Annotated in this window: 9 protein-coding genes and 1 pseudogene; 3 read left to right on the plus strand and 7 right to left on the minus strand. The window is 70.2% G+C overall.

Annotated elements, in window-relative coordinates; genetic code table 11:
• Positions 1–743 (plus strand): annotated as a pseudogene (locus ENSA5_RS37660) (hypothetical protein); the annotation flags it as partial.
• A gap of 221 nt (positions 744–964) precedes the next feature.
• Here ENSA5_RS37660 and ENSA5_RS14105 read toward each other — a convergent pair.
• Positions 965–2,425: a monooxygenase gene (locus ENSA5_RS14105; protein WP_146155689.1), complete on the minus strand. Its 1,461-nt coding sequence runs from the start codon at positions 2,423–2,425 to the stop codon at positions 965–967.
• A gap of 55 nt (positions 2,426–2,480) precedes the next feature.
• Complete coding sequence (locus ENSA5_RS14110) at positions 2,481–3,500, minus strand: sigma-54 interaction domain-containing protein (RefSeq protein ID WP_106392177.1); 1,020 nt, start codon at positions 3,498–3,500, stop codon at positions 2,481–2,483.
• A gap of 136 nt (positions 3,501–3,636) precedes the next feature.
• On the opposite strand from ENSA5_RS14110, the gene ENSA5_RS14115 reads away from it, so the two are divergent.
• Complete coding sequence (locus tag ENSA5_RS14115; protein ID WP_106392178.1) at positions 3,637–5,352, plus strand: SulP family inorganic anion transporter; 1,716 nt, start codon at positions 3,637–3,639, stop codon at positions 5,350–5,352.
• Here the strand turns inward: ENSA5_RS14115 and ENSA5_RS14120 are convergent.
• The 3 genes from ENSA5_RS14120 to ENSA5_RS14130 all read right to left on the minus strand — a co-directional run bounded on the left by ENSA5_RS14120 (position 5,331) and on the right by ENSA5_RS14130 (position 8,850).
• Positions 5,331–7,052: a leucine-rich repeat domain-containing protein gene (locus tag ENSA5_RS14120; RefSeq protein ID WP_181197745.1), complete on the minus strand. Its 1,722-nt coding sequence runs from the start codon at positions 7,050–7,052 to the stop codon at positions 5,331–5,333. The two genes, ENSA5_RS14115 and ENSA5_RS14120, sit on opposite strands and share 22 nt — an antisense overlap.
• Before the next feature lie 160 nt (positions 7,053–7,212).
• The gene (locus ENSA5_RS14125; RefSeq protein WP_106392180.1) at positions 7,213–8,388 is read right to left on the minus strand and encodes a hypothetical protein; all 1,176 of its coding nucleotides are present in this window, start codon (positions 8,386–8,388) and stop codon (positions 7,213–7,215) included.
• A gap of 138 nt (positions 8,389–8,526) precedes the next feature.
• Positions 8,527–8,850: a hypothetical protein gene (locus tag ENSA5_RS14130; protein WP_146155690.1), complete on the minus strand. Its 324-nt coding sequence runs from the start codon at positions 8,848–8,850 to the stop codon at positions 8,527–8,529.
• Between the two features lie 963 nt (positions 8,851–9,813).
• Between ENSA5_RS14130 and rpoD the strand changes: the two genes are divergently transcribed.
• The gene (rpoD, locus tag ENSA5_RS14135; protein ID WP_106392184.1) at positions 9,814–11,418 is read left to right on the plus strand and encodes an RNA polymerase sigma factor RpoD; all 1,605 of its coding nucleotides are present in this window, start codon (positions 9,814–9,816) and stop codon (positions 11,416–11,418) included.
• 4 nt (positions 11,419–11,422) lie between these two features.
• Here the strand turns inward: rpoD and ENSA5_RS37665 are convergent, their stop codons facing one another.
• Both ENSA5_RS37665 and glsA read right to left on the minus strand, forming a co-directional pair.
• The gene (locus ENSA5_RS37665; RefSeq protein ID WP_106392182.1) at positions 11,423–12,091 is read right to left on the minus strand and encodes a hypothetical protein; all 669 of its coding nucleotides are present in this window, start codon (positions 12,089–12,091) and stop codon (positions 11,423–11,425) included.
• A 42-nt stretch (positions 12,092–12,133) separates the two neighbouring features.
• Positions 12,134–13,717, minus strand: coding sequence for a glutaminase A (glsA, locus tag ENSA5_RS14145; RefSeq protein WP_146155692.1), 1,584 nt, complete (start codon positions 13,715–13,717; stop codon positions 12,134–12,136).
• Between the last annotated feature and the right edge of the window lie 59 nt (positions 13,718–13,776).

Raw genomic sequence — 13,776 nt, forward strand, 5'->3', positions numbered from 1 at the left:
GCCCCGGGGGCCTGCCGCTCGGGGGGGCCCGGAGCGACAGCCCGCTCGAGACCCGAACGCGCTGGGACGAGGACGGCGAGCTCCTGACCGCCGACATCGGCATCAACGAGGACGCGTTCAACCAGGATCTCGCCAACATCGCCGACAGCGTGCCCGCCGACCAGGTCGACGCGGTCGTCGCCGGGTACATGTTTATTGGGTTCATGCACGAGGCCATTCACATCGCGCTGCACATTCTCTCGTCCGACGGCCTGGCCAAGCCGATCTGGGACGGCGGCGCGATACACCACGACGTCACCCATGCCCTCGGCCTCGACCGCATCTACGCGCGCAGCTGTGACCCCAACGACAACAACTGCCGGTCGGGTTGTGGGTTCGGCGACGTTCGGATTCAACGCTTCACCCAGTGCATCGAGGGCGACGATCCCGAGCCCTTCGATCGTTGTGTGATCGCCGAGGACTACTGCGCCGGTCGCTCGGAGGGCACGCTGTTCTTCGACGCCGGGGTCGGGTGCGGCTCGCCCGACGTCAGCTTCCCTCCGATGTGCGCGGCCGTGACCTGCGACTCCGGCTCAGGCCTGGCCTCGGCCTGCTGTGGCGGAAGTGAGGGCGGCCTGCCGACGGGGTTCCCGGGCATGTCGCCCGACCCCGGGCCGCACCCCGGTGATCCCGACGGGTCTGGCGGCGGCATCCCCGGTGGACCCGGTGGGGTCCCGTTCCCGCCCCGTCCGCCCGGTCTGTGACCCGCGGGCTCTTGGACCTGAGTCGAGCGCTGCGCGCTCGACTCAGGTCTTCTCGTCTTCAAGGGGCCTTTCAAACAGGCCTCGTACTCGCACGAAACCATTCAGCTTGTTCAATTCAGCGCCTGATTTAGGCCCAGGCGCCGGCCGGTGACGGACGAGATTGACCGTCACCGCGTCCGGCGTCAGCTGCACCTGCGCGGATCCGGGCAGGCGCGCGACGCCTACTTGCGGGCCACGTAGATGATGCCGAGGCACATCTCGTCGAAGGTCCCGTCGCCCCAGCCGACGGTCTCGGGCTGCTTGGGCTCGCCGTTGACGATCGGCTGGTTGGCCTCGGTGTTGTCGTACCAGCAGTCGAGCTGCATGGTGTCGCCGGCCCCGAAGGGCACGGCCTCGTTGAACATGTAGTCGCCCTGCCAGTTGAAGTCCCAGTCGTCGATCTGCACGAGGCAGTCCTCGCTCGCGTTGTCCTGGGTGATCGACAGCCTGGCCTGGGTCCCGAGCAGGTGCATGTGCAAGGCGCTGCGCCAGACGTCGACCTCTTCGCTCGGACCGACGCCGAGGCTCGCGAGCGTGTACTGAAACAGCTCGTGCTCGCGGTCGAGGGTCGCGCTGTGGTGGACGTTGGCCTCGCCCGCGGGGATCGTCATGTTGCCAAAGCCCGCGATCCACTCGAACTTGGTCACGGGCACGAAGGTGCCGGGGCGCTCGACGGTGTCGCTGATCTGGAAGCCGAGGGTGGTCTGGTCGGCGACCGGCTCGGCGTTGAGGTTGTTGTAGTGGACCTGGACGATCAGCGACGAGCCCGGCTGGACCTCGATGCCGCTGCCGGGTGGCGCGTACCAGGCGTCCATGCCCGGGACCCAGTCACCGAGCCAGCGCGCGGTCCAGTCGAGCTTGCCAGGCCCGCCGAAGCACTCGTAGCCCGGCGCGGGGTCGGCCTCGTCGAGGCCGATGTAGAAGTCGGCGTCGTCCGGGTCGGCGACGAAGCTGATCACGTGGTGGACGAGCTGGAGCTGATCGGGCTCGACGACTTGCGCGGTCACGTAGGTCGGCTCGGTCAGCGAGTCCGGCCACGGGATCACGAAGCAGCGGTAGTCGTCGGGCACCTGCGTGGGCGTGTAGGGCTCGGGCAAGCTGACGCTGAAGTCGGCCTCGAAGGGCGCCGGGGGCTCGGGATCGGGCGGCGCGTCGGCGGGGTCGCCCTCGGGGAACCCGGCGTCGATCCACTCGAGCAGGAGCTCGCGCTCATCGATGCCGAGCAGGCGCTCGTCCTCGTAGCTGTTGCAGCTGGGGTTGGGCGGCCACGGGGGCATGCTCAGATCGGCGATCGAAGGCGCGATGATCGGGGCCCACTGCTCGACCTGGGCCCAGGTCTGGAGCGCGAAGGGGCCGATGCCGCCCTCGACGTGGCAGGTCACGCAGTTGGCGTCGAGGATCGGCTTGGCGTCCTTGTAGTAGGTCAGCGCGCTGGAGTCGCCGTCACCGTCGCCGGGATCACCGTCGCCATCGCCGGGGTCGCCGTCGCCGTCGCCCGAGTCGCCGTCGCCCGAGTCGCCCTCGCTCTCGGTCGCGGCCTCGGCCTGATCGTTCCCGCCGTCATCGTCGCTCGTGCAGGCTGGGCCGAAGCCGAGGACACACGCGGAGATCACACCAATGCCAACAGCCAGACGACGGGTCATGGCTACGATGATGCCCGATCCCAGGACCCGGCGCATCGGAGCTGGCGGTCACAGCTCAGCCGTCGAGCTTGTACTCTCGCATCTTCCGCCACAGGGTCGTGCGGCTGATGCCGAGCAGCTCCGCGGCCTGGCTCTTGAGCCCACCCGCGATCCGCAGGGCCTCGATGATCCGCGCGCGCTCGTCGTCTTCGGGCGACATGGAGTGTTGATGGGCACGGGTGGCCCGCGGCGGGGGCTCGCCGCGCAGCTCGGGCGGGAGCTCGTGGGCCTCGAGCACCGGGCCCTCGCCGATCGCGAAGGCATACTCGATCACATTGCGAAGCTCGCGGACGTTGCCGGGCCACTGGTAGGCCAGGAGCCGGGCGTGGGCATCGGGGGCGATCGCCTCGAGCCGACGCCAGGGCAGCTCGTCGTCGGTGTCGCGCTCGCGGGCTTCGGACCGCGCGTTGAATTGCTTGATGAAGTGCCAGGTCAGGGCCTCGATGTCGCCCTCGCGCTCGACGAGCGGGGGCAGGAACATCGGGACCACCCGGATCCGATACATCAAGTCCTCGCGGAAGCGGCGGTGCTCGACCTCGTCGCGCAGCGACTTGTTGGTCGCCGCGAGCAGGCGGACGTTGACCTGGGTCGGCTCGGTGCCCCCGACCGGCACGAAGGTGCGCTCTTGCAGGACCCGCAGGAGCCGGGCCTGGATGTCGGGCGAGAGCTCGGCGACCTCGTCGAGGAACACGGTCCCGCCGTTGGCCGAAGCGAACAGCCCGGCGCGCTCGCGGATCGCCCCGGTGAAGGCCCCGCGGACGTGCCCGAACAGCTCCGAGGCGGCGAGCTCCGGGGTCAAGGTCGCGCAGTTGATCGCCTTGAAGGGGGCCGCGCGGCGCCGAGACAGGCGGTGGACCGCGGCCGCGGCCAGCTCCTTGCCGGTCCCGCTCTCGCCCCGGATCAAGATGCTCGCGTCGCTGCGTGCGGCCCGACGCAGGAGCTCGAAGAACTCCAGCATCCGCGGCGAGTTGGTCACGATGCCGTGGAAGTCGATGACCTCGAGCTGCGCGGGGACGGGGATCGGGTCGAGGCGCATGCGCGGCCATTGTTTCCGGCCCGGCGCGGCGTTGCAACGTGTGCAACGGGGGGCCCGCGACTTACGCGGTCGATCGGGCCGCCTGCGCTGATCCGCTCGCCCGCAGCTTGGCCCGCCACCTGCACAATGAACGAGCATGAGCGCTCTCACTGGAGGCCGGCTGCGATCCTGGCTGCCGATCCTGACCTGGCTGCCGAGCTACCGCCGCGCCGACCTCCCCGCCGACGCGCGCGCCGGGCTGACGACGGCGATCATGCTGATCCCCCAGGCCATGGCCTACGCGATGCTGGCCGGGCTCCCGCCGATCCACGGGCTCTACGCGGCGACGGTCCCGCTCCTGGCCTACGCGGTGTTCGGCAGCTCGCGCCAGCTCGCGGTCGGCCCGGTCGCGATGGACTCGCTGCTGGTCGCGGTCGGCGTCGGCGCGATCGCCACGGCCGGGAGCCCGAGCTACGTCGCGTCTGCGATCCTGCTCGCGGCCATGGTCGGGCTCACGCAGCTGGCGATGGGCCTCGCGCGGCTCGGCTTTCTGGTCAATTTCTTGTCGCGTCCGGTGATCAGCGGGTTCACCTCGGCGGCGGCGCTGATCATCGGGCTGTCGCAGCTCAAGCACCTCCTGGGCATCGACCTGACCGGGAGCAGCCGCGTGCACGAGGTCGTCTACGAGGCCGGGCGCCGGATCGCCGAGACCTCGCTCCCGACCCTGGGGATCGGGGTCGCCAGCGTTGCGAGCCTCGTCGTGCTCAAGCGCCTGCGGCCCGAGTTCCCGCGCGCGCTCGCGGTCGTGTTCGTCGGGACCTTGCTGGTCTGGTCGCTGGGCCTCGACGCGCGCGGCGTTGCGATCGTCGGCGAGGTCCCGCGCGGGCTCCCGCGGCCGGCGCTGCCCGTGTTCGATCTGGCCGCGATGCGGGCGCTCGCGCCGACGGCGTTGGCGATCGCGTTCGTGTCCTTCCTCGAGGCCGTGTCGGTCGGCAAGGCCGTCGTCGCCAAACACGCCGAACCGGGCGCGCCGCGGATCGACGCCAACCGCGAGCTGACGGGGCTCGGCGCGGCCAACTTGCTCGGCAGCTTGTTTGGCGGCTACGCGGTCGCGGGCGGGTTCTCGCGCACGGCCGTCAACGCCCAGGCCGGGGCGCGGACCCAGGTCGCCGGGCTCATCACGGCCGGCGTCGTGGTCCTGACCTTGGTCCTGCTGACCCCGCTGTTTTACTACCTGCCCAAGGCGGTGCTCGCGGCGATCATCATGACCGCGGTGTTCGGGCTGATCGACCTCGCGATGATCCGCAAGCTGTGGACGCTCGAGCGGACCGAGCTCGCCCTGCTGATCTTGACCTTCGCGGGGACCTTGGCCCTCGGGATCGTCGAGGGCATTGCGATCGGCGTGGGGGCCTCGGTCGTGTGGTTCGCGGCCCGGCAGGCGCGGCCCCACGCGGTCGTCCTTGGCCGGATGCCGGGGACCACGGACTACCGCGACGTCTCGCGCTGCCCCGAGGCCGTAGCGACCGCGGGCGTCATCGTGCTTCGGGTCGACGCGCAGCTCTACTTTGGCAACGTCGAATTCCTCGAGCGCACGATCGAGGGCCTGCTCGACGAGGCCCCCGATACGCGGGCGATCGTGATCGACGCGAAGGCGATCAACCGCCTCGACAGCTCGGCCGACACCGCGCTCGGGAACATCGACGAGACCCTCGCGGCGCGCGGGGTCACGCTGCACTTCGCCGGGGTCAAGGGGCCCGTGCGCGACATGATGGCGCGCTCGGGCCTGAGCGAGCGGCTCGGGGAGGGGCGGCAGTGGGCGACCGTCCACGAGGCGGTGACGGGGATCTCAGGTCAAAGGGAGCAACCTGCGTGAGGCGCCCAGCCGACGTTGCGCCAGTCGAAGGGATCGCGGCGCTCGAGCAGATCTCGCGGGGCCGTCTCGCCGAACACCGCGAGCTCGGGGTGTTGCTTGGCGACGCGCTCGAGCTCGAGCGGATCCCGCCCGGGCAGCAGCAAGCGGCGCAGCTTCGGGAGCTGGCGGAGCAAGGACGGGGGCGGGACGCCGGCGTCGCCGAGCTCGAGGACCTCGATGTTGGCGAGCACCCGCGCCGGCCGCGGGGCGCTCGCGATTAGCTCGAGCGGCGCGCTCAGTCGGCGCAGCTTCGGGAGCGTGGCGAGGGTCTCGAGCTGTTTTGGGCGTCGGCCACCGGGCGCGAGGACCAGGGTGTCGAGGCGCTCGAAGTTGGCGAGCGCGCCGAGGTCGAGGTTGGCGAGCTTGGCCAGGCTGAGCTGCTCGAGCTCGATCAGGCGCTCGAGCCCCGAGCTCCGCCGCATGTCCCCGCCGACGATCGACAAGCTGCGCAGCCGCGGCAGGTGACGCAGCCGCGACAGGGCCGTGGTCCGAGCCCCGCGCAGGGCCAGGTGCTCGCAGGCCTCGAGCTTGGTCAGGGTGTCGAGCTCGCCGACGTTGTTGCCGGACAGGGCGAGGCGCTCGAGCTTGGTCAGCGCGCCGAGCTCGCGGACGAGGCGGAGGTTGCCCGGCGTGACCAGGAGCTCGCGCAGGCGGGGGAGCTCGGGCAGGGGGCCGAGCTCGCGCAGGGGCGACTCGGGCAGGCGGAGGGTCTCGAGCTGCTCGGCGCCGGCGAGACACCCGAGGCCGCGGTCGAGGTCGACGCGCTCGAGGCTGAGGCGGCGCAGGCTCGGGAGCCGCGCGGCGAGGCCGTCGAGGCGGCCAAGGTCGACGCGGGTCAGGTCGAGCAGCTCGAGCGCGGGCGCGGCCGCGAGCGCCTCGGCCCCCGCCTGATCGGCGCCGAGCAGGGCCAGCCCGCGCAGGCCCCGGAGCCTGGCGAGCACGGCCGGGTTGAAGCGATCGCCGACCCGAAGCAGGCGCAGGGAGTCGAGCGTGGTCAGGGGGCCGAGCCCGCTCAGGCGCGAATTGGGCAGCTCGATGACCGCGAGCGGGCGGGCGTGCGCTCGCGCGGCGCCGACGAGGCGCTCGAGCTCCTCCTGGGTGCAAAAGTCGACGCGGACGCGCTCGAGCTCGGCCGCGGCCGGCGACGCGAGCAGGCGGTGGAGCTCGTGCTGGTCCTGCGGATGCGCGCCGAGCAAGAAGCCCCCGACCCAGCGCAGGCGCAGGCTCCGGGACGCGCGCAGGGGCGCGGCGAAGCTTCGCCAGCACGCTCGGTGCTCGCGCTGGAGGAGGCGGGCGTGGGCGGGGTCGTCGGTGTGTTCAGCCGCGAGCTCGAGCGCGAGCAGCTCGCCGCGGCCGTCGCCGCGGGCCTGGAGCGCGTCGGCAAACACCCACGCGCGCGCCTGCTCGGGCGACAGCTGCTCGGCGTCGTGGGCCGGCTCGAGCACGGCCGCCGCGGCCATCGCCGAGCTCGAGCGCTCGGCCTGGCGCGGTCGCAGCGACCCGCTGATCGACGCGGACGCGAGCGAGATCGAGGCCCCCGAGGGCTCGCTGAGCTGACCCGATCGAGCCCGCTCGATCAGCGCGCGCAGCTCGGCGTGGTCGTCGTCCGGGACCGAGGGCCAGCCGCCGAGCTCGAGCGCGCGCAGGAGCGCGTCGGGCATGCTCTGAGCCGCGCACGCGAGGTGTCGCCAGCGTGTTCGGCGTGCTCCCGGGGGCCCCTCATCGCGGCCAAAGCGAGGCTCGCCCGTCTGGATCGCCGAGCCACAGTCGCGGCAGACCGCGCGCGAGCTCGCCGACCCTTCGACCCGCGCCATGTTCGTCTCACCAGTCGGAGTCGAGATCGGTGTCCCAGTCGGGGTCGGGCTCGTCTTCGGGGCCCGTCACGCAGGTCTCGAACGCCGCGCAGCCCATCGTCGGCGCGTCGGCGATGCACTTGCGCGCCTGCGGCCGGGTGTAGTCGTTGATCATGATCTTGGTGATGCCCGTACACGCCCGCATCTGGCGCTGGTAGGCGTCGCCCTCGGGCGGCAGCATGCCTGAGGACTCGGCCTCGCACTGCATCTGGATCGCGCACAGCTGCCACGCGATCTCCTCGTTCTCGCTTTTCTTGGCCGCCTTGGCCGCCTCGCGCTCTTGCTGGGCCTGGGCCTTGGCCGCGTCGCGCTCTTGCTGGGCCTCGGCCTCGGCGCGCTGGGTGGTCACGCAGGCGCTGCCGTTCCAGACGCTGCCGGGCTGACAGGTCGGGGCGATGCCGTCGAGGGCGCTGAGCTCGAGGCGCAGCAGCGCGCCGCACTCGGCTGGCGGGGCGCTGTCGTTTGGCGTCGAGCGCTCGCACGCGCTCGCGTCCCCGTCGCGGTTGAGGATCTCGCGGCTGGCCGTGCTCGCGCCGCCGGCCCCCGCGACGTTCTCGACCTCGACCCCAGCGCTGAGCTCGGCCGCGGCGCCAGTGTAGAACTCGAAGGCCCCGACCTGCGCCGCCGCGATCACGTGGGTCGCGCCCTGGCAGCGGCCCTGGAGCTCGGAGATGTCAAAGCGCGCCCGCTGGGCCTCGTAGTTGCCGACCAGCGCCATCTCGACGTTGAGCTCGCCGGCCTTCTCGAGCTTGGCCTCGAGCTTGACCGCGGTCAGCGGCATGTTGAAGTAGAGCTCGTCGGCCGTGCGGATCGCCAGGCGGTCGTTCTTGCGCGTGATCCCGAGGTAGTCGTAGGCGCCCTCGGGCGCGGCGCAGTCACGCAGGACCTCGACCACGCAGCTGTCGTAGCGGATCACGACCAGGCCGCGGCGAAGGCGGCTCTCGAGCGACGCGCGGTCGGTCGCCGGCCACTCGATGATCAGCGGGCGAACGATCTGCCCGGCCCCACCGCAGCGCGCCGTGGCCAGGCCTTGGGCGGGGTCAGCGAGGATGTGCTCGGCGACGTTCTTGCGCGAACGGCAGCCGAGGAGCGTGGCTGTCGCGCACGCGATCGCCAGCCAGGTTGCCCGAGAGGTCCAGATCACCGCGGGACCCTACAGTGAAATCGCGGAGTTTTGTGCAGTTTTGGGGGTCGGAGCCGATCCTTATACAAGGATCGTGGTTCCTGCGGCGTCCGCGTGAGCCTCGTTGTGAGCCGGGAGTGTGAGCTCTCGGGGCCTCCGCTAGCGGAGGCGATAGCCGTGGCCCCGGGACTTCCAGGTCCGCGTGATCTTTTTGGCCGCAGCGAGGCGCTGGAGGGCGGTGCGCGCCTGATCAGGGGAGCCGCCGACGAGCTCGCGGACCTCGGTTGGCGACAGCGGCTCGTCGGCCTCGCGGAGGGCGTCGAGGATCCGAGCGTCGTACGCGGCGCGTTGCTTGGCCTTGTTGTGGAGCTTGATCGACTGCTCGTCCGCTGTGCCGTCGCGGCACTCGCCGAGGGTCAGCGTCCCGAGCAGGCGGCCCGTTCGGCCACCCTCGAGCAGCGCGAGCAATTCGGAAATTGGCATGCCCGGGCGTGCGCGGACAAGGTCGATGAGTCCCTGCCGCTCGGCACGGGCGAAGCGCTCGGCCAGATCATCCACTCCTGGCCATTAAACGGGCACTCTTGGGCGTCTGTCAATCGTTGGCTGCGAGGGCGTGCGCTGGTCACGAATATCGCCAAGGGTACAATCTGGATATCGCGCGGACTGGCCCGAATCGTGAGTCGCGCGATTGGGTGTACCTCGCGGGACCCGCCCGATTGGGGGCTGGCGCATGAGGGTCGCCGACAGTCCGAAAGCGCAACCTGCGCTGTTGCGGCGCGTTTGGCTGACCCATCCGGCTCGTGGGCCACGCCCTTCGCAACTACGTGAGAGCGGTCTCGCCGACCAGGGCGCACCAAGTGGGAGCGATCCGAGATCCGTGGCCCGCGACTTGCTTTCGGAGCCGGCCTGGATCCCCAAAATCGCGCCCGGGGCAGCCGCGAAGCGCGTGGTTTGACGACCGAGGCCGCGTCGCGTGGGATGCCGCACCGCAGCTTTTGTCACTCTCGAAGCGATCGAACCCACCTTGGGGTAGGATGCGCGAATCGAACCGGTGGAGCCGATTCGCGTGGACATCGAACCACGCCGCGAGTTCGCTCGCGCCCCTGATCGGGATCGCAGGCCCGAAGGTCAGGCCGTCGATCCCGAGGCGCGCGCGCGCCCGCTGGGCTCGGCGTGGTCCACGCGGGCGTTGGCCGCGGCCCAGACCTGCTCCGAACGCCGATCGTCGCCATCTCCGCGTCGCGCATTCTCTACGCGTGCACAGTGGCCTGGCGGCGCTTTGCGGATATACCTGCACACCGTTTCGTCCCCCCACTTCGACCCCCACGCTCCCTGGCGTCCTCGCTGGCGCAAGGGGGACGCAACACGAGGCCGCTCGGGCCGAGTCTGGCGCCGCGTGCGTCGGGTGCCCACACGAGCCGATTCGTTCCACCCAGGAGGGTGTTCATGACCAACAGCCAGAGCTCCACCAAGCCGCGCGCAAGCACCAGCCGATCCAAAAAAGCCGCGGCCAAGCCCCGCCTGATCGACGAGCGCGGACGGAGCGTCGACCCCGTGCGGATGTACCTGCGCAAGATGGGCACCATCTCGCTGCTGACCCGCGAAGGCGAGATCGAGGTCGCCAAGCGAATCGAGGCCGGCGAGAACAAAGTCGTCGACATCGTCTTGCACAGCCCGATTGCGATCCCCTACGTGGTCGACCTGTGTGATCGGGTCGACCGCAGCCTCGTGCGGGTCAAAGACGCGTTCGTGATCCCGGCCAAGACCGACGAGAAGCGTCCCGGTCAGGCCGAGGAGCCGACGGGCCAGGAGGCCGCGGTCGAGAACATGCGGGTCCAGCTCAAGCGCCTGCGCAAGCACCAGCGCGAGCTCGACAAGTTCGACGAGAAGCTGCGCGAGCCGCTGCCCGAGGGTGAGAGCCCGAGCGACAAGCTCGTCGCCAAGCGCGACGAGCAGCACGAGGCCGCGGTTCGGTCGATGATCGACATGCGCCTGAGCCGGAAGTCGATCGAGGAGATGAGCGAGGAGCTCAGCGAGACGGTCGAGAACGTGCGCCGGGCGCTGCGCGAGGTCCAGGACTGCGAGCGTCGGGCCGGCGTCGATCTCGACGAGCTCCGCTCGACCTTCGAGGGCGTCCGCCTCCGCGAGCAAGAAGAATTCAAGCTTTGCCGCAAGCTCGGCCTCCACCCGTGGGAGCTCCACGAGCTGATCTCGCGGATGAAGGTCGCCAACAAGCGCATCCGTCGAGTCGAGCAGGAGCTCGGCGTCTCGGCCAGCGAGCTCGTCAAGCTCTACGACGACCTCCGCCGGGCTCGGCGCGAGCGCGAGGCGGCCAAGGCCGAGCTCGTCGAGGCCAACCTTCGCCTCGTCGTCTCGATCGCCAAGAAGTACACCAACCGCGGGCTGCAATTCCTGGATCTGATCCAGGAGGGCAACATCGGGCTGATGAAGGCCGTCGACAAGTTCGAGTATCAGCGCGGCTACAAGTTCTCGACCTACGCCACTTGGTGGATCCGTCAGGCGATCACCCGGGCGATCTCCGACCAGGCCCGCACGATCCGCGTGCCGGTCCACATGATAGAGAGCATCAACAAGCTGATCCGCACGACCCGGCAGCTGGTCCAGGAGTACGGCCGCGAGCCGACCCACCAGGAGATCGGGACCAAGATGGGCATGCCCGTCGAGAAGGTCCGCGCAATACTGCGCATCGCCAAGGAGCCGATCAGCCTCGAGACCCCGCTCGGCGAAGACGGCGACTCGAGCCTCGGAGATCTGATCGAAGACAAGAACGCTCTCGACCCCGGGTCGGGCGTCGTCGATCGCCACCTGTCCGACGAGACCCGTCGGGCGCTCGCCAGCTTGACCCCGCGCGAAGAGAAGATCTTGCGTCTGCGCTTCGGGATCGGCGAGGCCTCGGATCACACGCTCGAGGAGGTCGGCAAGGACTTCTCCGTGACCCGCGAGCGGATCCGGCAGATCGAGGCCAAGGCGCTCAGCAAGCTGCGCAAGGCCGAGCGCTCGAAGCAGCTGCGCGAGTTCGTCGAGGACTGAGCCCTCAGGGCGCGGTCCAGATCAGCTTCAGCTTGAAGAAGCTGGCGTCGCTGGCGGCGCCGTAGCTCCAGCCCTCGAGCGCCTGCTTGACGCAGGCGTCGAGCTCGGGGTTGACGCCTTGGAGCAAGAGGCTGGCCGAGAGCTCGCCGGCCGCGGTCACGGAGGTCTGGAAGTGGTGGCGGACGCGCTCGAGGCCCTCGCTGTGCTGACCGACGCAGCGCTCGATCTCGTGAGCCCGGCGCTTGGCGACCGCGCGGATGTCGGCCTTGGTGCGGGGGCCGCTCATGTCCCGGACCTCGGCGGTCAGCTGGCCCTCGATCGCTGGTGGATCGACCTCGACCTCGATCTCGGTCTCGGTCTCGGTCTCGGGCTCGTCGGGGGTCTCGGGCTCGTCGGGGGTCTCGGGCTCGTCGGGGGTCTCGCCCTCGGCAGGCGGGGCCGCTTCGGGCTCTGCCTCGCCGCCCGGGGACGCCGTGGGGGCCGCGACATCTGAGGCTTCGCCGAGCGCCGTCGGGGGCTCGTCGACTTGTGAGGCCTCGATCGGCGCGCGAAAGCGAAGAGAGAACCCGATCAGTACGCCGATGATCAAGGACGCGACGGAGATGATCGCGCGGCCAAGAAATCGGTTGAGCCGACCGCCGACCACGGCATCCTCCTCACCCGCGCTCGCCATCGCCTGATCATAGGGTCTCGGGCCCGTTTTTCCTAGCGGGACTCAGTCCTGGCGGCTGTCACGGCTTGCCAGCGCTTTGATCACCTCGTCGTGGCCCTCGCGGCGCGCGTCATCGAGCGGCGTGTTGCCGAAGCGGTCGACGGGCCGGGGCTCGACGCCGAGGCTCAACAGGTACTCGACGACCTCGATCTGCCCCTCGGCCGCGGCGAGGTGCAAGGCGGTGCGACCGTCGAAATTGCCGCGCTCGGGATCGACCCCGCGCGCGACGAGCTGGCGGATGCCTTTGAGGTCGCCGAAGCTCGCGGCCCAGGTCACCTGGCCCGCGTCGTCGGCGAAGCCCTGGGCCCGGGTCAGGCGCGGGTCCTTCTTCTCGGACATCCCGGTCAGGTTGTCGAAGGCGTGGAAGTTGTAGGCCTCGACCAGGCGCCGGCAAAAGTCGAGGCCGCGGACGCTGTTGCCATGCTCGTCGAGGCGTGGCGACCAGCAGCAAAAGCCCAGGACGTTGGGGACCACCCCGATGATCGCCCCCGAGACCCCGCTCTTGGCCGGGAGCCCGACCGTGAACGCGAACTCGCCCGAGAAGTCGTACATGCCGCAGCTCGACATCAGCGACAGGCAATTTTGTACGGTCGCGGGCTCGAGCTGACGCAGACCCGTGGTCGGGCAGACCCCGGCGTTGGCCAGGGTCGCCGCGATCACGGCCATGACCTCGGCGTTGGCCTCGACCGAGCAGCACTGGAGATAGAACTCGAGGGTCTCGATCAGCTGGGTGTTGTCGGGGAAGGCCTTGTGCTCGCGCATCAGGTAGCCGAGGGCGAAATTGCGGTCGGCGCTGCGTCGCTCCGACAGGTACACCGCGTTCGAGAACCCGACCTTGCGGCCGCCCGCGAGCCTGCGAAAGCTGTCGAGCACGAACTCGAAGCGATCGGCGATGTCCTGGCCGCGCTGGAGCAGCGCGCAGGCCATGATCGCGCCCGAATTGATCATCGGGTTGTGCGGCTTGCCGTCGGGGTCGAGCGACAGCTCGTTGAAGCCCCGTCCGCTCGGCTCGCGGCCGATGTAGCGGTGGACCAGCTCGGCGCCGTGCTCCTCAAGGGCGAGGCTGTAGATCAGCGGCTTGGCGCAGGACTGGACCGAGAAGTCCAGGTTGGCGTCGCCGATCGAGAACATCTGACCGTCGGCCGTGCAGATCGCAACCGCGAAGTGCTCGGGGTCGACGCGGGCGAGCTGAGGGATGTAGTTGGCGAGCGTGCCGTCGCGGCGTTCGAGGCTGTGCTCGAACAAGGCTGCGACCTCGGCCGTGAACGCCGAGAAGTCGGGGATCGTCAGGCGGCCCGCGAGCGCGCGCTCGATCAACCCGCGGCAGGGGCCGATCACCGTCGAGAACGAGTCGAAGTCGATCGCGCGGGCGTCGGCGTTCTCGAGCGTGCGGAAGACCTCCTGGAGGCGTGAGTCGTCGGGGCGCAGGCCGGTCTCGAGCAGGCGCTCGAGCATGCTCGGGACCCGGACTTCATCGTGGCTGTCGGGCTCGAGCGAGTCGAACACCGCGCGATCTCGCGTCGCGGGGTCGTCCCCCTCGCGGGGGGGTTGGGTTGGGGTATCGCCCGCGTTTCGACCGGTCCTCACTCATCCAGCATAGGGGATGGTGGGGTTGGTTGTTTTTTGGATCGAAGGAGGTGGTTGGG

Origin of the sequence: Enhygromyxa salina (genome assembly GCF_002994615.1) — a bacterium.
Taxonomy (GTDB): domain Bacteria; phylum Myxococcota_A; class Polyangia; order Nannocystales; family Nannocystaceae; genus Plesiocystis; species Plesiocystis salina_A.

Bases quoted from the DNA above. Each gene is read 5' to 3' on its own strand.
- ENSA5_RS14105 (WP_146155689.1), bottom strand. From the start codon at position 2,425: ATGACCCGTCGTCTGGCTGTTGGCATTGGTGTGATCTCCGCGTGTGTC.
- rpoD (WP_106392184.1), top strand. From the start codon at position 9,814: ATGACCAACAGCCAGAGCTCCACCAAGCCGCGCGCAAGCACCAGCCGA.
- ENSA5_RS14115 (WP_106392178.1), top strand. From the start codon at position 3,637: ATGAGCGCTCTCACTGGAGGCCGGCTGCGATCCTGGCTGCCGATCCTG.
- ENSA5_RS14130 (WP_146155690.1), bottom strand. From the start codon at position 8,850: ATGCCAATTTCCGAATTGCTCGCGCTGCTCGAGGGTGGCCGAACGGGC.
- ENSA5_RS14110 (WP_106392177.1), bottom strand. From the start codon at position 3,500: ATGCGCCTCGACCCGATCCCCGTCCCCGCGCAGCTCGAGGTCATCGAC.
- ENSA5_RS14120 (WP_181197745.1), bottom strand. From the start codon at position 7,052: ATGCCCGACGCGCTCCTGCGCGCGCTCGAGCTCGGCGGCTGGCCCTCG.
- ENSA5_RS37665 (WP_106392182.1), bottom strand. From the start codon at position 12,091: ATGGCGAGCGCGGGTGAGGAGGATGCCGTGGTCGGCGGTCGGCTCAAC.